At 70.3% G+C, this 22,863-nt stretch carries 25 protein-coding genes; 17 read left to right on the top strand and 8 right to left on the bottom strand.

From position 1 onward, the window contains the following. Window positions 1-83 precede the first annotated feature (83 nt). From QBE02_RS15495 to QBE02_RS15510, 4 genes are read left to right on the top strand one after another with little or no spacing between them, the layout of a single operon-like run. Window positions 84-902, top strand: a complete 819-nt coding sequence (locus QBE02_RS15495) for a 3-hydroxyacyl-CoA dehydrogenase family protein (protein WP_279367904.1) — start codon at window positions 84-86, stop codon at window positions 900-902. Beyond that, window positions 899-2,950 carry a phenylacetic acid degradation bifunctional protein PaaZ gene (gene paaZ, locus QBE02_RS15500; protein ID WP_279366514.1) on the top strand — a complete coding sequence of 684 codons (2,052 nt, stop codon included), beginning with the start codon at window positions 899-901 and terminating at the stop codon, window positions 2,948-2,950. Before QBE02_RS15495 ends, paaZ begins: the two co-directional genes overlap by 4 nt. A gap of 11 nt (window positions 2,951-2,961) precedes the next feature. After that, a complete protein-coding gene (paaI, locus tag QBE02_RS15505; RefSeq protein ID WP_347710266.1) occupies window positions 2,962-3,507 on the top strand; it encodes a hydroxyphenylacetyl-CoA thioesterase PaaI in 546 nt (181 codons plus the stop codon). Beyond that, on the top strand, window positions 3,504-4,814 hold the full coding sequence (locus QBE02_RS15510; RefSeq protein WP_279366515.1) for an AMP-binding protein: 1,311 nt from the start codon (window positions 3,504-3,506) through the stop codon (window positions 4,812-4,814). Before paaI ends, QBE02_RS15510 begins: the two co-directional genes overlap by 4 nt. Window positions 4,815-5,019: 205 nt before the next feature. Here QBE02_RS15510 and QBE02_RS15515 read toward each other — a convergent pair whose 3' ends face one another. After that, window positions 5,020-5,682 carry an HAD family hydrolase gene (locus QBE02_RS15515; protein ID WP_279366516.1) on the bottom strand — a complete coding sequence of 221 codons (663 nt, stop codon included), beginning with the start codon at window positions 5,680-5,682 and terminating at the stop codon, window positions 5,020-5,022. 105 nt (window positions 5,683-5,787) lie between these two features. Here QBE02_RS15515 and paaA point away from each other — a divergent pair, with 105 nt between their 5' ends. The 6 genes from paaA to QBE02_RS15545 are packed head-to-tail and all read left to right on the top strand — an operon-like array spanning window position 5,788 to window position 10,321. Beyond that, window positions 5,788-6,759, top strand: a complete 972-nt coding sequence (paaA, locus tag QBE02_RS15520) for a 1,2-phenylacetyl-CoA epoxidase subunit PaaA (RefSeq protein ID WP_279366517.1) — start codon at window positions 5,788-5,790, stop codon at window positions 6,757-6,759. Then, window positions 6,759-7,064 (top strand): 1,2-phenylacetyl-CoA epoxidase subunit PaaB, encoded by a 306-nt coding sequence (paaB, locus tag QBE02_RS15525; RefSeq protein ID WP_055838158.1) that lies wholly within the window; start codon window positions 6,759-6,761, stop codon window positions 7,062-7,064. The genes paaA and paaB overlap by 1 nt, the downstream gene beginning before the upstream one ends. Then, on the top strand, window positions 7,061-7,933 hold the full coding sequence (gene paaC / locus QBE02_RS15530) for a 1,2-phenylacetyl-CoA epoxidase subunit PaaC (RefSeq protein ID WP_279366518.1): 873 nt from the start codon (window positions 7,061-7,063) through the stop codon (window positions 7,931-7,933). The genes paaB and paaC overlap by 4 nt, the downstream gene beginning before the upstream one ends. Continuing rightward, entirely contained in the window at window positions 7,927-8,412 is a 486-nt protein-coding gene (gene paaD, locus QBE02_RS15535; protein WP_431844573.1) for a 1,2-phenylacetyl-CoA epoxidase subunit PaaD, read from the top strand. Before paaC ends, paaD begins: the two co-directional genes overlap by 7 nt. Further along, the gene (paaE, locus tag QBE02_RS15540; RefSeq protein WP_279366520.1) at window positions 8,412-9,548 is read left to right on the top strand and encodes a 1,2-phenylacetyl-CoA epoxidase subunit PaaE; all 1,137 of its coding nucleotides are present in this window, start codon (window positions 8,412-8,414) and stop codon (window positions 9,546-9,548) included. Before paaD ends, paaE begins: the two co-directional genes overlap by 1 nt. A gap of 5 nt (window positions 9,549-9,553) precedes the next feature. Beyond that, window positions 9,554-10,321, top strand: a complete 768-nt coding sequence (locus QBE02_RS15545) for an enoyl-CoA hydratase/isomerase family protein (RefSeq protein WP_279367905.1) — start codon at window positions 9,554-9,556, stop codon at window positions 10,319-10,321. On the opposite strand, the gene QBE02_RS15550 is transcribed toward QBE02_RS15545, so the two are convergent. Next, window positions 10,311-10,712 (bottom strand): hypothetical protein, encoded by a 402-nt coding sequence (locus tag QBE02_RS15550; RefSeq protein WP_279366521.1) that lies wholly within the window; start codon window positions 10,710-10,712, stop codon window positions 10,311-10,313. The genes QBE02_RS15545 and QBE02_RS15550 overlap by 11 nt on opposite strands. A 150-nt stretch (window positions 10,713-10,862) precedes the next feature. On the opposite strand from QBE02_RS15550, the gene QBE02_RS15555 reads away from it, so the two are divergent. Beyond that, window positions 10,863-11,603, top strand: a complete 741-nt coding sequence (locus QBE02_RS15555) for a hypothetical protein (RefSeq protein ID WP_279366522.1) — start codon at window positions 10,863-10,865, stop codon at window positions 11,601-11,603. A 119-nt stretch (window positions 11,604-11,722) separates the two neighbouring features. On the opposite strand, the gene QBE02_RS15560 is transcribed toward QBE02_RS15555, so the two are convergent. Further along, window positions 11,723-12,010, bottom strand: a complete 288-nt coding sequence (locus tag QBE02_RS15560; RefSeq protein ID WP_056229095.1) for a Fe-S cluster assembly protein HesB — start codon at window positions 12,008-12,010, stop codon at window positions 11,723-11,725. 115 nt (window positions 12,011-12,125) lie between these two features. Then, window positions 12,126-12,977: a helix-turn-helix transcriptional regulator gene (locus QBE02_RS15565; protein WP_279366523.1), complete on the bottom strand. Its 852-nt coding sequence runs from the start codon at window positions 12,975-12,977 to the stop codon at window positions 12,126-12,128. A 140-nt stretch (window positions 12,978-13,117) separates the two neighbouring features. Here QBE02_RS15565 and QBE02_RS15570 point away from each other — a divergent pair, with 140 nt between their 5' ends. Together QBE02_RS15570 and QBE02_RS15575 are read left to right on the top strand one after the other, a co-directional pair. Next, complete coding sequence (locus tag QBE02_RS15570; RefSeq protein WP_056229087.1) at window positions 13,118-13,471, top strand: DUF485 domain-containing protein; 354 nt, start codon at window positions 13,118-13,120, stop codon at window positions 13,469-13,471. Next, on the top strand, window positions 13,468-15,084 hold the full coding sequence (locus QBE02_RS15575; protein ID WP_056229084.1) for a solute symporter family protein: 1,617 nt from the start codon (window positions 13,468-13,470) through the stop codon (window positions 15,082-15,084). Before QBE02_RS15570 ends, QBE02_RS15575 begins: the two co-directional genes overlap by 4 nt. A 63-nt stretch (window positions 15,085-15,147) precedes the next feature. Here the strand turns inward: QBE02_RS15575 and QBE02_RS15580 are convergent, their stop codons facing one another. Continuing rightward, a complete protein-coding gene (locus QBE02_RS15580) occupies window positions 15,148-15,681 on the bottom strand; it encodes a methylated-DNA--[protein]-cysteine S-methyltransferase (protein ID WP_279366524.1) in 534 nt (177 codons plus the stop codon). Between the two features lie 199 nt (window positions 15,682-15,880). Between QBE02_RS15580 and QBE02_RS15585 the strand changes: the two genes are divergently transcribed. Next, window positions 15,881-19,588, top strand: a complete 3,708-nt coding sequence (locus tag QBE02_RS15585; protein WP_279366525.1) for an AAA family ATPase — start codon at window positions 15,881-15,883, stop codon at window positions 19,586-19,588. A 7-nt stretch (window positions 19,589-19,595) separates the two neighbouring features. Continuing rightward, entirely contained in the window at window positions 19,596-19,832 is a 237-nt protein-coding gene (locus QBE02_RS15590; protein WP_279366526.1) for a hypothetical protein, read from the top strand. Window positions 19,833-19,907: 75 nt separating this feature from the next. Here the strand turns inward: QBE02_RS15590 and mscL are convergent, their stop codons facing one another. From mscL to QBE02_RS15605, 3 genes are read right to left on the bottom strand one after another with little or no spacing between them, the layout of a single operon-like run. Beyond that, a complete protein-coding gene (gene mscL / locus QBE02_RS15595; protein ID WP_056229073.1) occupies window positions 19,908-20,327 on the bottom strand; it encodes a large conductance mechanosensitive channel protein MscL in 420 nt (139 codons plus the stop codon). 34 nt (window positions 20,328-20,361) lie between these two features. Beyond that, window positions 20,362-20,631 carry an FmdB family zinc ribbon protein gene (locus QBE02_RS15600; RefSeq protein WP_279366527.1) on the bottom strand — a complete coding sequence of 90 codons (270 nt, stop codon included), beginning with the start codon at window positions 20,629-20,631 and terminating at the stop codon, window positions 20,362-20,364. Window positions 20,632-20,648: 17 nt separating this feature from the next. Beyond that, window positions 20,649-21,245 carry a 5-formyltetrahydrofolate cyclo-ligase gene (locus tag QBE02_RS15605; RefSeq protein ID WP_268104364.1) on the bottom strand — a complete coding sequence of 199 codons (597 nt, stop codon included), beginning with the start codon at window positions 21,243-21,245 and terminating at the stop codon, window positions 20,649-20,651. A 62-nt stretch (window positions 21,246-21,307) separates the two neighbouring features. On the opposite strand from QBE02_RS15605, the gene galU reads away from it, so the two are divergent. Then, on the top strand, window positions 21,308-22,201 hold the full coding sequence (gene galU, locus QBE02_RS15610) for a UTP--glucose-1-phosphate uridylyltransferase GalU (RefSeq protein ID WP_056229819.1): 894 nt from the start codon (window positions 21,308-21,310) through the stop codon (window positions 22,199-22,201). Window positions 22,202-22,216: 15 nt separating this feature from the next. After that, window positions 22,217-22,840: a GNAT family N-acetyltransferase gene (locus QBE02_RS15615; RefSeq protein ID WP_056229062.1), complete on the top strand. Its 624-nt coding sequence runs from the start codon at window positions 22,217-22,219 to the stop codon at window positions 22,838-22,840. Window positions 22,841-22,863 lie beyond the last annotated feature (23 nt).

Below are 22,863 nucleotides of genomic sequence, written 5' to 3' on the forward strand. Positions count from 1 at the left end.
GCACCCGCGCCGCCGCCACGGACGCGACCGACACAGCCGCCGCTCCCGCCGGAGCCCCGGCATCCGTCCGCGCCAACGTCGGCGTGCTCGGCGGAGGTCGCATGGGTGCGGGGATCGCGCACGCGTTCCTGCTCGCCGGAGCCCGCGTGCACGTCGTCGAGCGCGACGAGGCCGCCGCCGCCCAGGCGCGGGAGCGGGTCGAGACCGCCCTGGCCCGCTCGGCCGAGCGCGGAACGCTGATTCCGGATGCCGACTCCCTCACCGCCGGAGTCGACGCGGACGCATTCGCCGAGGCGGGCCTCGTGATCGAGGCCGTGCCCGAGGATCGCGACCTCAAGCTCGACGCCCTCGCGCGGATCGAGCGGGCTGTGCGGGACGACGCGGTCGTGGCATCCAACACCTCCTCCATCTCGATCGACGCGCTCGCCGCATCTCTCGACCGGCCCGACAGATTCCTCGGGCTGCACTTCTTCAACCCCGTGCCGGCGTCGGCGCTCGTCGAGGTGGTGACCGGCGACGCCACCGCCGCCGAGGTCGTCACGCGGGCGACGCAGTGGGTCGAGGCGATCGGCAAGGCCGCGGTCGTCGTGCGCGATGCGCCGGGCTTCGCGTCGAGCCGGCTGGGGGTCGCGCTCGGGCTCGAGGCGATCCGCATGCTCGAGGAGGGCGTCGCCACCGCGCACGACATCGACACGGCGATGGAGCTGGGCTACCGGCATCCGATGGGGCCTCTGCGCACCACCGACATCGTCGGACTCGACGTGCGCCTCGGCATCGCCGAAGAACTCGAGCGCGCGTTCGGCGCGCGTTTCACCCCGCCCGCTTTGCTGCGCGACCTCGTCGCCCAAGGGCACCTGGGCCGCAAGACCGGCCGCGGATTCTACGAATGGAGCGCCTCATGACCTTCCTCCCCAGCTACGTGAACGGCGCCTGGTGGGCCCCCGAGAGCGACCCCGACGCTTCGATCGTGCGCGACGCCTCGACGGGTGAAGAGATCGTGCGCGTCAGCACGCGCGGCCTCGATCTCGCGGGAGCCGTCTCCTTCGCCCGTGAGACGGGGCAGAAGAGCCTCGGCGCGCTGACCTTCCACCAGCGCGCGATGGTGCTGAAAAGCCTCGCGATCGCGCTGAACGAGCGCCGCGAAGAGCTCTACGCCCTGTCGGAGCGCTCCGGTTCGACCCGGCGCGACTCGCTCAGCGACGTCGACGGCGGCATCGGCGTGCTGTTCACCTTCTCGTCGAAGGCGCGGCGCGAGCTGCCCGCCGGAAAAGTCGTGCTCGACGGACCGATCGAGCCCCTGTCGAAGGACGGCTCCTTCCTCGGCCGGCACGTCTACACGCGCCTGCCGGGAGTTGCGGTGCAGATCAACGCCTTCAACTTCCCGATGTGGGGCGCGCTCGAGAAGTTCGCTCCGGCCTTCCTCGCCGGGCTCCCCACGATCGTCAAACCCGCAACCCCGACGGCCTATGTCGCCGAGGCGTGGGTGCGCATGGTCGTCGAGACCGGCCTGCTGCCCGAGGGTTCGCTGCAGCTGGTGAGCGGAAGCGTCCCGGGCCTGTTCGACCTGCTCGACCTCGGCGACACGGTCGGATTCACCGGCAGCGCCTCGACCGCCGAGCTCCTGCGCGCCCAGGCGAAGCTCGGCGTGCGATTCACGAGCGAGACCGACTCGATCAACGCCTCGATCCTCGGCCCCGACGCCACCCCCGGCACCCCCGAGTTCGACGCCTACGTCACGCAGCTGCTCGTCGAGCTCACGACGAAGGCGGGTCAGAAGTGCACGGCGATCCGCCGCGCGATCGTGCCGACGGGCATGACGGATGCCGTGGCCGAGGCGCTGCGCGACAAGATCGCCGAGCGCGTGGTCATCGGCGACCCACGCGCCGAGGGCGTGACGATGGGGCCGGTCGTCTCGATCGCGCAGCGCGACGAGGTGCTGCGCCAGGTGCAGGCCCTGCGCGATGCCGGCGGACGGTTCGTCGTCGGTTCGGACGAGGCGCCCGAGAGCACGCCCGCGGAGGGCGCGTTCCTGCAGCCGATGCTGCTGTCGTTCGCGGATGCCACGACCCCGGCCGTCAACGACATCGAGGCGTTCGGCCCTGTTGCCAGCATCGTCGAGTACGCCGACGTCGCGGAGGCCGCGGCGATCGTGGGCCGGGGTGGCGGCTCCCTCGTCACGAGCGTCGCGACCCACGACCCCGACGTCGCGACCGAGCTGCTCACCCGCATGGGCGCGATGAACGGTCGCGTGCTCTTCCTCGACCGCGACGACGCGCGCACCTCGACCGGACACGGCGCCCCCGTGCCGCACCTCGTGCACGGCGGACCCGGCCGCGCCGGCGGCGGTGAGGAGCTCGGCGGCATCCGCTCGGTGCTCCATTACATGCAGCGCACCGCGATCCAGGGCTCGCCCCGCATGCTCACCGCGCTGACCGGGGTGTGGCATCCGGGAGCCGAGACCGACTCCGCTGGCACGCACCCCTTCCGCAAACCGCTCTCGGAGCTGCGGATCGGGGACGCCGTGGAATCGGCCGAGCGCGAGGTCACCCTCGACGACATCGAGGTGTTCGCGAGATTCACCGGCGACACGTTCTACGCCCACATGGACGAGGAGTCCGCCGCGGCGAACCCGTTCTTCCCGGGGCGCGTCGCGCACGGCTACCTCCTCGTGTCGTGGGCGGCGGGGCTTTTCGTGGATCCGGCACCCGGTCCGGTGCTGGCGAACTCGGGGCTCGAGAACCTGCGCTTCGTCACTCCCGTCTCGCCCGGCGACCGCATCCGCGTCGCCCTGACCGCGAAGCAGATCACCCCGCGCGAGACCGACGAGTACGGCGAGGTGCGGTGGGACGCCGTGATTCGCAACCAGAACGACGAGATCGTCGCGCAGTACGACGTGCTCACGCTCGTGGCGAAGACGTGGGCGCCCGCTCCCGTGGCGGTGCCGGCATGAGCCTGCGGCCGATGATGCAGAACGACCGCGCGTCGGCGATGCTCGGCATGGTGGTCGAACACGACGCCCCGGGGGAGTCGCGCGTGTCGATGACCGTGCGCGACGACATGCTGAACGGCTTCGCCATCACCCACGGCGGGCTCGTGTTCACCCTCGCCGACACGGCCTTCGCGATCGCGTGCAACGAAGACGAGCGGGTCACGGTCGCCGGGGGCGCCGACATCACGTTCCTGAAGTCGACGACGGCGGGACAGACGCTCACCGCGACAGCCGCCCGTCGCGCGCGGAGCGGGCGGACGGGCCTGTACGACATCCGCGTGACGGATGAGACGGGCGACCTCGTCGCCGAGGTGCGCGGCCGCAGCATCACGACGGATCGGCGGCCGCTCGCGGCCGACGCAACCTCCGCGATTCGCGCACGCTCAGCCCGACACGCCGAGGTCGCGGCTGAGGATGTGCAGATCGCGGAGGCCCCCTCGACGAGCCCCGCAGCCTCGACCCCGAACCCCGCCCCCGAGCGCGACGAGGCGCTCACGACCACGGAGGTGTCCCGATGACCCTGACCGCCGCATCGCGCCCCGACTTCCTGGCATCCGTCGATCCGACCGCGATCCCGCTCGAGAGCCTGCGCGCGCTGCAGCTCGAACGGCTGCAGTGGACCGTCCGCCACGCCTACGAGAACGTCGCGCTCTACCGACGCAAATTCGACGAAGCCGGCGTCCACCCCGACGACATCCGCAGCCTCGACGACATCCGCCTGCTGCCCTTCACGACCAAGGCCGACCTGCGGGAGACCTACCCCTTCGGCATGTTCGCGGTGTCGATGGCCGACGTCCGCCGCATCCACGCGTCGTCGGGCACGACCGGGCGCCCCACCGTCGTCGGCTACACCGCGGGCGACCTCGACCGGTGGGCCGATCTCGTCGCGCGGTCGCTGAGCGCTGCAGGCATCCGCGCCGGGGATCGCGTGCACAACGCCTACGGCTACGGCCTGTTCACCGGCGGTCTCGGCGCCCACGCGGGCATCGAGCGCCTCGGCGCGACCGTCATCCCCGTGTCGGGCGGGCAGACCGCGCGGCAGGCGCAGCTCATCCAGGACTTCGAGCCGGATGCCATCCTCTGCACGCCCAGCTACCTCTTGACGATCGCCGACGCGCTGGAGTCCGCCGGCGTCGACCCGCGGTCGACCTCGCTGAGGGTCGCTGTTCTCGGTGCCGAGCCGTGGACGAACGAGATGCGCCACGAGATCGAGCGTCGCCTCGACCTCGTCGCGGTCGACATCTACGGCCTGAGCGAGGTGATGGGTCCGGGCGTGGCATCCGAGAGCGCCCTCACCAAGGACGGTCCGCACATCTGGGAAGACCACTTCCTCCCCGAGACGATCGACGGCGACAGCGGAGAGCCCGTCGGCGACGGCGAGCTCGGCGAGCTGGTGTTCACCTCGCTCACCAAGGAGGCGTTCCCGGTCATCCGCTACCGCACCCGCGACCTCACCCGGCTGCAGCCCGGCTCGGCGTTCCCGGCGATGCGGCGCATCGAGAAGATCACCGGCCGCAACGACGACATGATCATCCTGCGCGGGGTGAACCTCTTCCCCACGCAGATCGAGGAGATCGTGCTGGGCATCGAGACGCTCACCCCGTACTTCGTGCTCGAGCTGCGTCGAGAGGGACGAATGGATGCCATGACCGTGCGCATCGAGCGGCATCCGGCCCTCGACCGCGAGGTGTGCGAGGTCGCGGGCGTCGTGCTGCAGCAGCGCATCAAGGTGCTGATCGGCACGACCGTCGACGTGCGCGTCGAGGAGCCCGGCGTGCTGCCGCGCAGCGAGGGCAAGTACAAGCGCGTGTACGACCTGCGGTGAGAGCGGGGGTGCGTCGGCCGGGCGGGTCGGGCTGGATGCTCTGCGCCTCTCGTGCGCAACGCAGGACATTCGGGAGGCTGGGCCCGAATCGCCCGCCGGGTTGACGGGATCGGGTGTGCCGCGCCGCCGCTTCTCCTGCGTTGTGGCTCATCTCGCGGCGTGACCCTCCCCGGCGCGTGGACACGGGGGAGAGCTGCGCGCCGACTCAACCTTCCGCGCGCGCGAGGGGTGTGCCGTCGAGCCCGTCGATCAGGTCGCGGAGGCTGTCGAAGACGCTTTCGGCCCCGGCGCCCGTCAGCTCTTCCCGCGAGAAGCCGCCGGTTCGTACCGCGATCGTGGGAACGGATGCCTTCGACGCGGCGATCGCGTCCCAGGGGGAGTCTCCGATCATGAGGCCGCGCGAACCCGGCACGCGATCGAGTGCCGTCTGGACGAGGTCGGGCGCGGGCTTGCTCGCCTCGACGTCGTCGGAGGTGGTCCAGGCGTCGGCGAGTTCGCGAGCTTCGACGAGGTCGAGGAAGTGCTCGACATGATCGCTCTTGCCGGAGCTGGCGAGAACGATGTGGAACCCACGCCTCTTCACCTCCGCGAGAAGGTCGTGCGCTCCCTCGAAGGGTTTCACCTCGTCGATGAGGGAGTCGAACTCCTCGGTCCACGCCGTCCGCAAGGCCTCGCCGTGCTCGCGCTCGACGTCGTCGCTGGTGAGGGACGCGACGAGCTGATCCCCGCCCATGCCGATGGCGCGGTGGATCCGCCAGATCGGCAGCACGATGTCGTGCCGCAGGAATGAGCGGTACCACGCGAGGGCGTGCTGGTAGTTGGTGTCGACGAGGGTGCCGTCGACGTCGAAGATCGCGGTGTCTGCCATGTCCTCCACGACACACGTCCGGCGGCGCGAGTGCACGCCCGTTGCAGTCCCTCGCGCCCTCCGCTAGAGTTTTACTGAACGATCGGTCTGTAAAAGGAGTCGACGATGACGATGACCGCCCCCACGACGGAGGCCCTCGACGGCGAGGCGATGTTCGACGCCCTCATCGAGGCCGACGGACGCATCGAGCCGCGCGACTGGATGCCCGACGGCTACCGGCGCACGCTCATTCGCCAGATCTCGCAGCACGCGCACTCCGAGATCATCGGCATGCAGCCCGAGGGGGCATGGATCACGCGCGCCCCGAGCCTCAAGCGCAAGTCGATCCTGCTCGCGAAGGTGCAGGACGAGGCCGGTCACGGGCTCTACCTGTACTCCGCCGCGCAGACCCTCGGCATGACGCGCGACGAGATGACGCAGCAGCTGGTCGACGGCAAGGCGCGGTACTCGTCGATCTTCAACTACCCGACCCCGACGTGGGCCGACATGGGGGCGATCGGTTGGCTCGTCGACGGCGCCGCGATCTGCAACCAGGTGCCCCTGTGCCGCGCCTCGTACGGGCCGTACGGACGCGCGATGGTGCGCGTCTGCAAGGAGGAGTCGTTCCACCAGCGCCAGGGATTCGAGATCCTGCTGACGCTCATGAAGGGCACCGACGAGCAGCGGCAGATGGCTCAGGATGCCGTGGACCGGTGGTACTGGCCGAGCCTCATGATGTTCGGGCCCCCTGACGACGACTCGCCCAACTCGGCGCAGTCGATGGCGTGGAACATCAAGCGTTTCAGCAACGACGATCTGCGCCAGCGGTTCGTCTCGATGCTCGTGCCGCAGGCCGCGGTGTTGGGCGTGACCCTGCCCGACCCCGAGCTGCGTTTCAACGACGAGACCGGCCAGTACGACATGGGCGAGATCGATTGGACCGAGTTCCATGAGGTGCTCGCCGGTCGAGGGCCGCTCAACCGCCAGCGTCTGCAGAACCGTCGCGCCGCGCACGAAGAGGGCGCCTGGGTGCGCGAGGCCGCGGCGGCCTATGCCGCGAAGAAGAGCGCTGCCCGTACCGAGACGGCGGCTGTCTGATGGCCACCCCCGGCGGCAGCCCCGCCGAGACCTGGCCGCTGTGGGAGGTCTTCGTGCGCGCGAATCGCGGTTTGAGCCACGTGCACGTGGGCTCGCTCCACGCCCCCGATGCCGAGCTCGCGGTGCGCAACGCCCGCGACCTCTACACCCGTCGCGGGGAGGGCGTGTCGGTGTGGGTCGTGCCCTCGGATGCCGTGACCACGAGCGACCCGGGAGCCAAGGGCGCGTTCTTCGAGTCGCCCGCGGGAAAGAACTACCGGCACGCGGTGTACTACACCGCCTCCGAGGGGGTGCCGCACCTGTGAGCACCTGGACCGACCGCGGTGCAGCGCCGGCGGCTGAGCCCGTCGAAGCCCCTGACGACCCGCACGGCGACGTCTCGCTCGACGCGCGCGAGCTGTCGGCCGAGCTCGCCGGGGGAGAGGACCGCGCGACCGACCCCGACGTCGCCGCGTACGCCCTGCGCCTCGGTGACGACGCCCTGATCCTGTCGCAGAACCTCTGCGGCTGGATCGCCCGTGCGCCCGAGCTCGAAGAAGACGTCGCCCTCGGCAACATCGCCCTCGACCTGCTCGGCCACGCTCGCTCGCTCCTGCGGTACGCGGGGTCGTACGACAGCCGCAGCGAAGACGACCTCGCCTACTGGCGCGACGAGCCGGACTTCCGTAGCGCCTGGCTGTTCGAGCTCCCGAACGGCGACTTCGCCCACACGATCGCCCGTCAGCTCCTGGCATCCGCGTATCTGCTCGAGCTGTACCGCGACCTCACGGCATCCGCCGATCCGGTGATCTCGGCGGTCGCGGCGAAGGCCGAGAAAGAGGTCGACTACCACCGCGATCACGCCGTGCAGTGGACGCTGCGTCTCGCCGGCGGCACCGACGAGTCGCGTCGACGCTTCCTCGTCGCCCTCGACGACGTGTGGCCGTACCTCGACGAACTGTTCCGCGACGAGCCGCTGCACGAGCGTCTCGAGGGGATCGCCGTGCGTCCCTCGACGCTGCGCGGTCGCGTCGACGACGTGCTCACCGCCGTCCTGGCCGAAGAGGACGTTCCCGTCCCTTCGATCCCCGGTTCCTCCGCGGGGGGTCGCCGCGGTGCGCACCACCCGTCTTTCGGGCCGTTGCTCGCCGAGATGCAGGTGCTGGCCCGCCGGCATCCGGGGGCGACGTGGTGACCGCGACCCTCGCGCACGCGCGCGAGGTCGTCGCGGCCGTCGTCGACCCCGAGGTGCCCGTGCTCACGATCGACGACCTTGGGGTGCTCCGCGACGTGCGCCTCGACGGCGACACCGTCAGTGTCACGATCACCCCGACCTACTCGGGGTGCCCCGCGGTCGACGCGATCCGCGACGACATCGTGCTCGCGCTCACCTCGGCCGGCTTCGACCACGCCGTGGTGAAGACGACGCTGACCCCCGCGTGGACAACCGACTGGATGAGCGATGACGGCAAGCGCAAGCTCACCGAGTACGGCATCGCCCCGCCGACCGGCCGCGCGCCCGCGGGACCCATCCGCGTGAAGCTCAGCGTCGCGTGCCCCCGCTGCGGATCCCTCGAGACCCGCGAGGTCTCGCGCTTCGGCTCCACCTCGTGCAAGTCGCACTGGGAATGCCGCGCGTGCCTCGAACCCTTCGACCACTTCAAGGCCCTCTGATGACGATGACGGATGCCGTGAACCCGGCCGCCACACCGGGAACCCCGCGGGCCCGCGCCCGCTTCCACACCCTGCGCGTCGCCGACGTGCGCCCCCTCACCCCGACCGCGATCGAGGTGACCTTCGCGGTGCCCGACGACCTCGCGGACGCGTTCGACTACGCGCCCGGGCAGTACGTCGCGCTCCGCGCCCGTATCGACGGCGAGGAGCTGCGCCGCTCGTACTCGATCTGCCGTCCGCCGGCGCGCGGCTCGATCAGCGTCGGCATCAAGCGCGACCCCGACGGGCGCTTCTCGACCTGGGCGCACGAGGGCCTGCGTCCCGGCGACGAGGTCGACGTGATGAGCCCCCAGGGCACCTTCGTCTCGAAGGCCTCGACGGCCGCGGGCCACGTCGTCGCGATCGCCGCGGGCTCGGGCATCACCCCGATCATGGCGCTCGCCGCCGACGTGCTCGAGCGCTCCGCCGACAGCCGCATGACCATCGTCTACGCCAACCGGTCGTCGACCGACGTGATGTTCGTCGACGAGCTCGCCGACCTGAAGGACCGCTATCCGTCGCGCCTGACGCTCCATCACGTGCTGTCGCGCGAGCAGCGCGCGGCGCCCGTGTTCTCGGGGCGCATCGACGACGAGCGGCTGCGGCTGATCCTCGCGCGGCTCATCGATCCGGCATCCGTCGACGAGTGGTTCCTGTGCGGTCCGTTCGCCCTCGTCGAGCTGTGCCGCGAGGTGCTTGCCGAGGTCGGCGTGCCGCGCGAGCGCGTGCGCTTCGAGCTGTTCACCGCGGGAGACGGCGACGCCCCCGCGCAGGCCGGGGGAGCGCGCCCGGTGCGCGTGCGCCCGGACGAACCCGTCCGCCGCATCGACTTCACCCTCGACGGGCAATCGGCATCGGTCGACAGCCCGGTCGCGGCGAACGAGACGATTCTCGCGGCCGCGCTCCGCGTGCGCCCCGATGTGCCGTTCGCGTGCGCGGGAGGCGTCTGCGGAACCTGCCGCGCCCGCGTGATCGAGGGTGCCGTGACGATGACCGAGAACTACGCCCTCGAGCCCGACGAGATCGAGCGCGGATACGTCCTCACCTGCCAGTCGCACCCGAGCACCGACGCCGTCCGCGTCGACTACGACGGGTGAGCGCGATGATCGACTACCGCTTCGACGAGGGCGTCGCCGAGATCGTGCTGAACGCGCCCTCCCGCCGCAATGCCCTCGGCCTCGACGACCTGCACGAGCTCGCCGCCGCGTACGACCGCGCCGAGGCCGACGGCGCCCGCGCCGTGCTGCTGCGCGGAGAGGGGCCCTCGTTCTGCGCCGGCCGCGACATCTCGGGCGTCGATCCCGCGACCGACGACGTCGGCGGCTACCTCGATGACACGCTGACCCCTCTGCTGCGGCGCATGGCGATGTTCCCCGCACCCACGTTCGGCGTCGCGCACGGCGCCTGCCTCGGCGTGGGACTCGGTCTGCTGATCGCCAGCGACGTCGTCTACGTCGCCGACACCGCGAAGATCGGCTCGCCCTTCGCCGCCCTCGGGGCGACCCTCGATTCCGGCGGTCACGCGCTGTTCGTCGAGCGCCTCGGCGCTCACGCCACGCTCGACCTCATCTACACGGGGCGGCTGATGTCGGGTGCCGAGGCCGTTCGTGCCGGACTCTTCTCGCGCACTTTCCCGGCGGAGGAGCTTCAGGATGCCGCGTCCTCGGCGGCCCGCTCGGCCGCGACCGGTCCGACGCAGGCCTTCGGCGCGAGCAAGCGCATCGTGAGCGCGATCCGCGACGAGCGTCTGGGCCTGTGGGACGCGATGGCGCTCGAGAACCGCGCCCAGGCGGCCCTGGCCGCCACGGACGACTACCGCGAGGGGTTCGCCGCCTTCCAGGCCAAGCGCCGGCCCACCTTCACGGGATGAAGACGGGCTCGACGAAGGGCTGGCTGCCCATCAGGAACTGTGCGGTCAGAACGCCGATGAGCGACGCCACACCGATGGCGGCGCCGGCGTAGCCGAACGCGCGCCCGCGAGAGGCTCCCGCGCTCCGCGCCGCCGGCACGAGCACCGTGAACCCCAGGAGGTGCGCGATCACCAGCGGAACGCCACCGACCACCATCGCGGTGCCCTGCACGGTCGTCCCGGCGGCCCGCGCTCGCGGCTCCTCGAGGATCTCGTCAATCCAGCTGGTCGCCATCCAGCCCCACGCCACGAACATAACTGCGGCGCCCGCGACGGCGAGCACCCAGAACAGCACGAGGGCCCCGCGCGACGACGAGGACGGCGTGACCGGAACCGGTGCAGGAGTGGTCATGGTCCGAGGGTAGGGGCGACGCTCCCGCGCGGCCCCGGCGCGAACGGCGTTGGCCGCGAAGCGCATCGCCGGCAGCGTCGGGTGGCGAGTTTCCACGTGGCTGGGGCACGAGATCATCGGAGCGCGGACGGATCCTGGTTGAATCGGTGGATGCCGAGCATCGACGACGATGGCGAACTCGCGGCCCTGCGCCGCAGGGCCTACGCCCCCGGAGCGGACATCTCCGCCGACCCCGCCGCCCTGCAGCGCCTCATCGAGCTGGAGGGGCATGAGGACGTCTCGGATTCCGCCACTTCCGCGTCGGGTGAGGAGCGTTCCGCGCTCGCAGCGGAGCCCGAGCGACCCGCCCCCGACGACGCCGCGGGCGCCGAGCCCGCAAGACCCCGTCTGCCGCGACCTCGCCATTCCACGGTGGTCATGGTTTCGGCGGCTGCCCTGGTCGCCCTGTGCGCCGTGACCGCTCTCGTCGTGGTGCAGCGCGTGCAGACCGACCCGCTGCAGACGGGCGCGACGCAGGTCGCGCGGCTCTCTGCGGATCCCTCGTTCGAGGTGCCGAGCGTTCTGACACCGGGCGTGACCAGCGGCACCACCGGGTACGCGGAGTACGAGGGCTTCCGCGTCGCCACCTATGCTTCTTTCGACGCGAGTGCCGACGCCGCGAAGTGCATGACGGTGTGGCAACCCGATCTGCTCGACGTCTCCGGCGGCGGGTTCTCGTACGACGGCCGGTACTTCCTGACCTCGTGCGGGGCGGGGATCTTCCCCGCCAACGCCATGCTCCAGCTCAGCGACGACTCGGCCGAGCTCCGTGTGACCGACCTGCCGTCGGGCACGTCCCTGCAGTTCGTCTACGACCGCGAGCACGACGAAATCGTCGTCTTCCGCGGCTGATCGAGGGTCCTGCCCCGCCGATCGACGGTCGTGCGGGGCAACGCGCGAGCCTCGGGACACCCGCGGACATGACGATGCCCCGGCACGCGGCCGGGGCATCGTTCGACAGCGTCAGCGCGTCACGCGGCGCTGGTCACCGCGAACTGCACCGAGCCCTGCTCGGGGTCGATCTGCGCATCGAGCACGCGGTCGTCGAGGACGGCGGCGGCGTCGCTGTCGAGGAAGACACGCGCTCCGGCGTTCTCCACGACGGCGTCGTCGGGCTGCGGGCCGTCCACGACCGAGAGCGCGAACTGCGACTCGGGGGATCCCGCGCCTTCGATGCGGACGCCGCCCTGGGCGGCATCCGGGAACTGGGCGGTGATGGTCTTCACGGCGGTCGTGGCCTCTTCGGTGAGCGTCAGCATGGTGACTCTCCTTCTCTGATCGACGACAGGAGTCAGCCACGATGCCGAGAATCCGAGCCGCGCTCAAGCTCAGGCCGTCATTGCCAGGGTTTTCCCACCGGCCTCTCGACCGGTGTCAGGGGAGCAGGCCGGCGCGCCGCGCCCGCGTCACCGCCGCGTGACGCGTGGAGGCGTCGAGCTTCGACATCGCCGAGGCGAGATACGACTTGACGGTGGTCTCGCGCAGGTGCAGCGATGCCGCGATCTCGCCGTTCGTCGACCCCACCGCGGCGCACGCGAGCACGTCGATCTCGCGACGGGACAGGTGTACCTCGGAATCGGATGCCGTGTCGCCGGCGTCTCCGGTGAGGGCGGCGAGACGCGCTTCGACGTCTTCGAGGCGACGGCGCACCTCGTCGTCGGACACCCTCGCCGCAATACTGCGCAGCTGGGCGTAGCTCTCTCGGATCTCCTCGCGCGCTCCGGCGCCGAGTCCGTTCTCGGGGCCGGGGGCCGAGGCCAGTCGCCGCTCGACCTCGGCGCGCACGCGGAGCTCGGTGCCGAGCTCGCCGGCGACGTCGAAGGCGGGGCGCGCCTCGACGTCTCCGACCGGGGCCTGCGCCCACGATCCGCAGTACAGGACTCCGCGAGCCGCTCCGCTGACGAGGACGGGGACGGCGAACAGCGTGGCGATCCCCTCGCCGAGGATGGCGCGATCGTAGTCGTGGGTGATCGAGCGAGACGTGCGGTAGTCCAGCGTCATGCGCGGGCGCCGCTCCACGAGGGCGCGACCACCGAGACCCCGCGACGCGTGGACGACGAGGCCCTCGATGCTGCGCGTGCGGGCGCCGACGATCGTAGTGACGTGGACGGCGCCGTCGTGCTCCAAGCCGCCGAAGGCGACGGGGAAGTGCGTGCGGCGCGCGAGCTCGGCGACCGCGTGCGACACGAGGGTCGCATCGTCTCGAAGTGTGGAGGGTGCACTCACGCACTACCTACTTCCGGGGGTGACGGCTTCGTCGCCGCGTTTCGTAGCGTCGACCCTATCACCGGGGAAGCAGCGGCCGACCCGGACTTTTCCGCCGTTCGACGCAGCGTTGCGTCGCACTCATGAGGCAAGGAGGCCACATGACGGACCGTCGCATCGACGAAGCCCACAAGGGCGGCGTCGACTACATCGCGGTCGAGGAGTCCGCCCCGTTCCGGGAGTTGAAGAAGCGGCAACGCAGCTTCGTCTTCCCCCTCGCGGTGGCGTTCCTCGTCTGGTACTTCGTCTACGTTCTGCTGTCGTCGTTCGCGCCGGAGTTCATGGCGCAGCCGGTTTCGGGAGCCATCACGGTGGGGCTCGTGCTGGGGCTCGGCCAGTTCGTCACCACGTTCGCCATCACCATGGGCTACGTCGCGTATGCCAACCGCCGCCTCGACCCGGGGGCCGAGGCGTTGCGGGTCGAGCTCGAGCGAGCTGACGGGGGCCGCGCATGAACGACGTCTTCGCCAGCATCGAGGCGGCCGTGCAGACGGTCGAGAACAACCCGGTGCTGAACATCTCGATCTTCGGGGCGTTCGTCGCCGTGACCCTGTTCATCGTCATCCGGGCCAGCCGCAACAGCAAGACCGCGGCCGACTACTACGCCGCGGGCCGCTCGTTCACCGGACCGCAGAACGGGTTCGCGATCGCCGGCGACTATCTGTCAGCGGCCTCCTTCCTCGGCATCGTCGGCGCCATCGCCATCAACGGCTACGACGGCTTCCTCTACTCCATCGGCTTCCTCGTCGCGTGGCTCGTCGCGCTGCTCCTCGTCGCCGAGCTCATGCGCAACACCGGCAAGTTCACGATGGCCGACGTGCTGTCGTTCCGTCTGAAGGAGCGGCCGGTGCGCATGGCCGCGGCCATCACCACGCTGGCCGTCTGCTTCTTCTATCTGCTCGCGCAGATGGCCGGAGCCGGTGGCCTGGTGTCGCTGCTGCTGGGCATCACCGAGCGCGTCGGGCAGTCGATCGTCGTCGCGGTGGTCGGCATCCTGATGATCGTGTACGTCCTCATCGGCGGCATGAAGGGCACCACCTGGGTGCAGATCGTCAAGGCGTTCCTGCTGATCGGCGGCGCGATCGTCATGACGGTCTGGGTGCTGGCGATCAACGGCTTCAACCTCAACACGCTCCTCGAGAGCGCGGTGGCGGCCTCTCCCAAGGGCGATGCCGTCCTTGCGCCGGGCCTGCAGTACGGCAAGAACCCCTGGGACTTCATCTCGCTCGCGCTGGCCCTGGTGCTCGGCACCGCGGGTCTGCCGCACGTGCTGATGCGTTTCTACACCGTGCCGACCGCGAAAGAGGCGCGTCGCTCGGTGGTGTGGGCCATCTGGCTGATCGGTCTGTTCTACATCCTCACCCTCGTCCTGGGCTACGGCGCCGGTGCGATGGTCGGATCCGAGACGATCCTCGCCGCGCCCGGTGGAGTGAACGCGGCGGCGCCGCTGCTCGCCCTGGCTCTCGGCGGGCCGCTCCTGCTCGGGTTCATCTCGGCGGTGGCGTTCGCGACGATCCTGGCGGTGGTGGCCGGCCTCACGATCACGGCGGCCGCTTCGTTCGCGCACGACATCTACGCGAACGTCGTGAAGAAGGGCGACGTCCCGCCCGACGGCGAGGTCAAGGTCGCGCGGCGCACGGTCATCGTGATCGGCGTACTGGCCATCCTCGGCGGCATCGGCGTGCAGGGGCAGAACGTCGCGTTCCTCGTGGCGCTGGCCTTCGCGGTCGCGGCGTCGGCGAACCTGCCGACGATCCTCTTCTCGCTGTTCTGGCGCCGCTTCACCACTCGCGGTGCCGTCTGGAGCATGTACGGCGGTCTGGGGTCGGCCCTGGTGCTGATCTTCCTCTCGCCGGTGTTCTGGGGGACCGCGACGAGCGTGTTCGCCAACACGGGTGTGGCGATCTGGCCGCTGAACAACCCCGGCATCGTGTCGATTCCGCTCGGGTTCTTCCTCGGGTGGCTCGGGTCCGTCACGTCGCGGACGCCGGAGGATCCGCGCAAAGCCGCTGAGATGGACGTCCGCTCCCTCACCGGTTACGGCGCCGAGAAAGCCTCGAACCACTGACCGATCGATGCCCGGTCCCGCATCGCGGGGCCGGGCATCGTCGCGCGCGCCGCGCGAGGCCGTTCAGGCCGAGGCGCGCAGAGTCTCGCCGAGGATCACGTCGCTCTCGAGCGAGAGCAGGTATTCCTTCACCTCGGGGTGGCCGCCGTATTCGCCGATCGAGCCGTCGGCGCGGACGACCCGGTGCACCGGGACGACGATCGAGAACGGCGACGACGCGCACGCCGTTCCCACCGCGCGGGCTGCTCGCGGGGCTCCGGCCATCATCGACACCTCGCCGTACGAGGCGACTTCGCCGTAGGGGATCTCGAGAGTGGCCTCGAGCGCAGCGCGGGTGAATCCGCGGGCGAAGCGCCAGTCGAGGGCGACGTCGAAGGCCCGTCGCGTCCCGTCGAAGTACTCCTCGAGCTGCGAGACCAAGGGGTGGTCCGTGGGCCGATGGTGCTCGGGGACGACCCCGAGACGGTGCGCGATCTCGGCGCGCGCGATCTCGAGACCGTCGAGGGCCACATGCAGACGCACGAGGGCGTCGTCGACGAAGGTCAGCAGGATCGGCCCGATGGGGCTGTCGTATTCGGTGCTGGTGACTCTGTTCATGCGCTCATCCTCATGACCGTGCCCGGGGCGTGCGCCGCGATCGCGCGCGAAGGGGGAGGATCTCGCCGACTCCCCGCCTGGGGAGGAAGAGCCGGTGGCGCGGCGTGTCGCTGATTACCGCGAAACTCGGGCCCGCTGCGCACGATCCCGCACTGCCCGGCTTAGTCTGACAGGTGTGTGGCGAGCTGAGGACGGTGCCGTGATCGGCGCTGACGGAGACGAGACGGTGTCGTCCGTCGATCCCGGCGACCTGCGATTGTCGGAACCCGGCATCGTGGTTCGCCACGTGGCCGACCCCGAACGCGACCGGATCCGGTCCGAGGCTGCGGCTCTCGGCGGACGATCGACCCTCCTGCGCTTCGACGACGCCCGCGATGCCGGCATCGACATCACGAAGGCGCACCCGGGTTCGCTCCCGCAGTTCATCACGGGTCGCGCGACGATGCTGTCGAACCTCTTCCGCGACGAGGTGGCCCTGCGCACGGCCCGCATGGCCGCCGAGCGCATCACGGCCAAGAACGTCGAGCTGCGCACCGCGCGCGGCCTCGAGCCCGTGCACCTCGCGGTGGGCCTGTCGGCGTGGAAGATCGGGGGAGTGGAGTGGTCCGCTCCGGTCCTCCTCCGCCCGCTCGCCATCCGCCGCCACCACGGCGACTTCGAGCTGAAGCTGCACGGCGCGTTCGTCATGAACCCCGAGCTCGCTCGCGCGTTCCGCACGCACCTCGGCATCCAGATCGATCCCGCGGCTCTCGCGGGCCTCGCCTACGACCAGGGCGTGTTCAAGCCGCAGCCGGTCATCGACCACATCCGCCGCCTCACCTCGCACGTGCCGACCTTCGTCGTGCACCCGCGCCTGGTGATCTCGTCGTTCGCCGATGTCGGATCGGGTATGGCTCGTGACACGCACGACCTCGACCACACCCTCTTGAACGCGCTCGCCGGTCACCCCGACGACCGCGCGCGCATCACGGTGCGTCGCGACGACCCGCAGGTCGTGAGCCCCGACGAGCGCACTCCCGCTGCCGACACCCTGCTCCTCGACGCGGATGCCGAGCAGGAGCGTGTCCTCGCCCGCATCGCCGCGGGGCAGTCGCTCGCCGTGCACACCCTTCCCGGCACGGGCGGCACGCAGACGGTCATCAACGCGATCGGGCAGCTCGTCCACGACAACAAGCGCGTGCTCGTGGTCAGTGCCCGTCGCTCGACGCTCGACGGCATCCGTCACCGTCTGGCCGGAGTCGGCCTCACGGGTCTCGCCGTCTCTCCGAACCACGTGCGTCGCGACCTCATCCGCGCGATCGGTCGCAATGAGAAGGCCGAGCAGCCGAAGGTCGCCGAGATCGACGACGCCCTCGTGCGTCTGCGCACGGTCCTGCGCGACTACCGTTCCGCCGTGACCGAGCCGCACCTCGCGTTGGGCGTCTCGGCGCTCGACATCCTGCGCGCGCTGACGTCGTTGGCATCCACTTCTCCCGCTCCGTCGACCGAGGCCCGCTTCGATCTCGCGACCCTCGAGAGACTCGCCGGACGACGAGATGCCGCGGCCCGGGCGCTCGCGATGGCCGCGCGCCTCGGCGAGTTCCGCTTCGGGCCCGACGATTCGCCGTGGTACGGCGTCAGCTTCTCGCGGACCGAGGACGCGCGTGCGGCGCACGATCTCGCGGGCAAGCTCCACAGCAGCGACGTTCCTCGTCTGCTCGAGCGCGGGTACGAGCTCATCGCGCAGACGCGCATGCGCCCGTTCCAGACGGTGTCCGAGCTCGGGTCGTACCTGAAGCTCCTGCAGGGCATCCGCGAGTCGCTCGATCGCTTCAGCCCGAGTGTCTTCGAGCGTCCGCTCGGCGAGCTCATCGACGCGCACTCGCCGCGCCGCGACGCCTCCGCGATGAGCGGTCCCAACCGTCGTCGCCTCAAGCGGCTGTCGAAGGAGTACGTGCGCCCGGGCGTCCACGTGCCCGACATGTACGAGGCGCTCGTGCGCATCCAGCAGCAGCGCACGGAGTGGCAGCGCGTCGTCGACGCCGGCGTCACCCCCGAGGTGCCGCTGGGTCTCGCCGACGTCCACGTCGCGTGGCAGCGCACCGACGCCCTGCTCGGCGAACTCGATCAGATCCTCGGCCGTCAAGGCTCCGAGCGCCTCGCGACCCTGCCCGTGCAGCGTCTCGTGCGCACCCTCGCCGGTCTCGCCGCGGAGTCGACCTTCTTCGACAACCTCGTCGAGCGCGCTCAACTGCGTTCCGAGCTCGCGCGGCTGGGTCTCGAGCAGCTCCTCGTCGAGCTCTCGGTGCGCCACGTTCCCGAAGAGCGCGTGGGGGCCGAACTCGAGTTCGCGTGGTGGCAGTCGGCCCTCGAGCATTTGCTGCGCACCGACCGTGCTCTTCTCGGTGCGAACACGAGCGTCGTCGACCGTCTCGAGCGCGATTTCCGTCTCGTCGACGAGGCCCACGCCGCTGCGGCCGGCCCGCTGCTCGCCGCTCAGCTCGCGACGCAGTGGCGTATCGGCATCGTCGATCACGCCGACGAGGCGGCCGCCCTCAAGCGCGTCCTCAAGGACGGCCTGCACACGGCGCAGGAGATGTCGGATGCCGCGCCCATCCTGCTGCGCACGCTCGCGCCGGTGTGGCTCGCGTCGCCGTACGAGGTTCCCGACGTTCCGACCGATCTCGCGTTCGATGTCGTCATCATCGCGGATGCCGCGGCCCTGTGCCTCGCCGAGGCGGCCCCGGCTCTGCGCCGGGCTCGCCAGGTCGTGCTGTTCGGCGACCCGGTGGTGCAAAAGCCCACCCCCTTCCGCGTGAGCGCGTCGATCGCCGCCGGCCCCGACGAGGCCGACGAGGTCCCCTTCGACGAGACCTCGGTCTTCGAGCGCATCGCCGAGCTGCTGCCCGTCGAGACGCTCACCCGCAGCTACCGCGCCGGCGGCGAGGATCTCTCGCAGCTGGTGAACGACGCCTTCTACGGCGGAGAGATCGTCTCGCTTCCCTGGGCCGGTTCGTACCTCGGCCGCGGCAGCCTGAGCGTCGATTACGTCGAGGGTGGTGTCGGTGCCCCCGACCCCGTCAGCGGCGCGGTCGAGAGCCCCGATGCCGAGGTCGCCCGCGTCGTCACGCTCGTCGTCGAGCACGCCGTGAACCGCGCGTCCGAATCGCTCATGGTCGTCACCGCCAGCCGCAAGCACGCAGAGCGCGTGCGTGCCTCGGTCGTGGCGGCGTTGGCCGGACGCTCCGACGTCGCCGAGTTCATCTCGAGGGATGCCGCCGAGCCCTTCGCCGTGCTGACGCTCGAAGAGTCCGTGGCCGAGAGTCGCGACCGCGTGGTGTTCTCGCTCGGCTTCGGTCTCACGCGCCACGGTCGCGTACTGAGCGACTTCGGCGACCTGTCGACGCCCGATGGGGAGCGACTGCTCACCGTCGGGATGACGCGCGCCCGCCGCTCGATGGTGATCGTGTCATCGATCCGTCCCTCGGCGTTCGACGACGGCCGCCTCGAGCACGGTGCCGCGACCCTCATGGGCATTCTGGGCAATGTCGCGTCGCGCAGCCGTGAGACGCGCCTCGAAGACCTGGCCGACCCGCTGACCCGCGCCCTGGCGCGCGAACTGCGCAGACTCGGCATCGAAGTCGACGTCGATTACCGCGGGTTGCTTCCGCTCGTCGCTCGCTACCAGGGCAAGGCGGTGGTGGCCGAGAGCGATCCCGAGACCATCGGCGAATCCCTCCGCGAGACCCTCCGTCTGCGGCCGCAGATCCTCCGCCGCCTCGGCTGGCACTACGTGCGCGTGCACGCGTTCGACCTGTACAGCGACCCCGCCGGAGTGGCATCCCGTATCGGGGAACTCCTGGGGATCGCTCCCGACGACGCGGTCGCCCCCGACGCGACCACCGAGTCGCTCGATCTTCCCGACTGAGCGCGCGATGAGCGACACCCCGCACGATGCCGTCCCCGAGGCGGACGCGACGAGCGGTCGAGGCACCGAGCGTCAGCCGGTCGTCCGCGTCCGCGGTGCTCGTCGGGCGCGCCTGCTCGCCGCCCCGGGCACGACCGCCGAACCGGCGCCGGCCGACGATCCCGCGCGCGGGACGGGTGCGCGGCCCGCGGCATCCGGCCCCAACGACGAGCGCATGATGCGCGACGTCCCGCCGCACTACTGACCCGCGCAGACGAAACGGCGCCCGGACCGGGATGCGATCCCGGCGCGGACGCCGTCAGGGTGGGGCGATATCGGTTCAGAGTTTGTTCTGGCGCTCCAGCAGGTCGCGGATCTGCACGAGCAGCTCCTGCTCCGTCGGCAGCTTCGGCTCGTCCGAGGCGGGCTCGTTCACCCCGGCGCGCGCGGCCGCGATTGCCTTCCACCGGTTCATCGGGTAGACGAACACGAGGTAGACGACGATCGCCACGGCGAAGAAGCTGATGATCGCGGAGAGCAGGGTGGGGAGGGGGAAGACCACTTCCTGCCCGTAGATGCCCGTGATCGTTGGCCCGACCTCGCCGTTCTCGGCGGGCTTGTAGAACACCTCGATCAGCGGGGTGATGACCGCCGCGACGATGGCGTTGACGACCGCCGTGAACGCCGCGCCGATGACCACCGCGACGGCGAGGTCGATGACGTTCCCACGGAGGATGAACTCCTTGAATCCCTTGATCATGCGCTGGCTCCTCTCAGGCCGCGCCGACTCGGGCTCAGGAGGCCGAGGACGGGGCGGACGACGTCGATTCCGACTTCGATGATGTCGAAGAACCGGTCGAGCCGCTACCGGACCCGCCGGAGGTGGAGCTGCGGGAGTCGGTGCGGTAGAACCCCGAGCCGTTGAACGTCACGCCGATCGATCCGTACTGCTTGCGCACCTCGCCGCCGCACTCGGGGCACTCGGTGAGGGCAGCGTCCGCGAACGACTGGACCGCGTCGAAACGGTGACCGCACTGCTTGCAGGCGTAGGAGTAGGTGGGCATGAGCGTCCTTCGGGTGTTCAGGAGGTGTGGGCGGCGAGCGGCAGCGTGCGCGTGGGGGTGACCACGCCCGTGACGGGCTGGTCGTGCACGTCGCGCGGCACGTCGTCGATGAGCTCGGAGTCGAAGATGACCGCGTACACCGGCGGGCACTTCTCCATCGAGCCGAGGGTCTTGTCGAAGTAGCCGCGACCCCAGCCGAGGCGCATGCCCTGGTGATCGACGGCGGCCGCCGGGATGATCAGGAGGTCGACGTCGTTGACGGCGATCGGCCCCAGAACGTCACCGATCGGTTCGGGAAGCCCGAACAGTCCCTCGGTGATCTCGGTGTCGGGAGTGGCCACGCTCCAGTCGAGCAGACCGTCTTCGCGGGTGATCGGGAGCAGGACCCGGATGCCGCGCCCCACCGCCGCGCGAACGAAGGCGTGCGTGCCGGGCTCGGTGGGGGTCGACAGGAAACACGAGATGCTGCGCGCGCCGAGGCGGGCGACGAGGGCGTCGAGCTGCTCTGTGACGCCGGCCTCGGCCACCTCGCGCGCATGGGCGGAGATGGTCTGGCGGCGTTCGCGCAGATCGGCGCGGAGGGCGCGCTTGGCCTGCTCGATACGATCCGGCATGCGATAAGTCTAGGGGCGGGCGCGTTGCCGCCGGTGGCGCAGGACCCCGCTAGGGTATGCCCATGCCTCACAAGCCCTTCAAGGCCGTCATCCCGGCCGCCGGACTCGGTACGCGCTTCCTGCCCGCCACGAAGGCGATGCCCAAAGAGATGCTGCCCGTCGTCGACAAGCCGGCCATCCAGTACGTCGTCGAAGAGGCGACCGGTGCCGGCATCGAAGACGTCCTGATCATCATCGGTCGCAACAAGAACAACATCGCCAACCACTTCGACTCCATGCCCGAGCTCGAGGCGAAGCTGCGCGAGAAGGGCGACGACGACAAGCTCGCCAAGGTCGAGCACTCATCCGAGCTCGCCGACATCCACATGGTGCGTCAGGGCGAGCCGAAGGGGCTGGGTCACGCGGTGCTGCGTGCGCGCAGCCACGTCGGCGACCACCCTTTCGCCGTCCTGCTGGGCGACGACCTCATCGACGAGCGCGACCCTCTGCTCACCAAGATGATGGACGAGTACGACAAGCGCGGCGGTGCCACCGTCATCGCGCTGATGGAAGTCGATCCCGCCCACATCCACCTCTACGGTGTCGCCGCCGTCGAGGCCACCGACGAAGAAGACGTCGTCAAGGTCACGCAGCTCGTCGAGAAGCCCAAGGCCGAAGACGCGCCCTCGAACCTGGCGATCATCGGTCGCTACGTTCTCGGTCCCGACGTCTTCGACATCCTCGAGCGCACCGAGCCCGGCAAGGGCGGCGAGATCCAGCTGACCGATGCCCTCGAAGAGCTCGCGACCGGTGGTGGCGACGGCGGCGGCGTGTACGGCGTCGTCTTCCGCGGACGTCGTTACGACACCGGCGACCGTGTCGACTACATCAAGGCGATCGTGCAGCTGGCTGCCGACCGCGACGACCTCGGCCCCGCCCTCCGCCCCTGGTTCAAGGAGTTCGCGCAGGGTCTCTGACCCGGGCAAGACGCCATGGATCTGTCCGTCCCCCGGCGGCACGGCGACGTGTCGATCCGTCTCATCCGCAATCGCGATGCGCGCGTCCTCCAGCAGCAGCTGATCGACAACCGCTCGTGGTTGAAGCGGTGGGAGGCGACCAGCCCCGACGGTCCCGTGTCGTTCGACATGCGCCTCGGCATCCGTCGTCTTCTGCAGCAGTACCGTGACGGCGTCGGCGTCCCCTTCGTGATGGCGTGGGACGACGACGTCGCCGGGCAGCTCAACGTGTGGGGGGTGTCGCGCGGATCGCTGGCGTCGGCGACGATCGGCTACTGGGTCGCCGAGGAGTTCGCGGGTCGCAACATCACCACGATCAGCGTGGCGATGGCGACCGACGTGTGCTTCACCGAGCTCAACCTGCACCGCGTCGAAATCTGCATCCGGCCCGAGAACCACGCCAGCCTGCGGGTGGTCGAGAAGCTCGGCTTCCGTTACGAGGGATTGCGGCGCAAGTACATCCACATCGACGGCGATTGGCGCGACCACTACGCCTTCGCCCTCGTGCGCGAAGAGGTTCCGTACGGGGTGTTGGATCGCTACGTGCGGGGGCAGGTCCCGCCGGATGCCGCTCGCGTTCCTCCTTCGGATCGGGTCTGAACGGTTCCGTTGCGATCCGCCTC

Source organism: Microbacterium testaceum (genome assembly GCF_029761935.1).
Classification (GTDB): Bacteria; Actinomycetota; Actinomycetes; order Actinomycetales; family Microbacteriaceae; genus Microbacterium; species Microbacterium testaceum_A.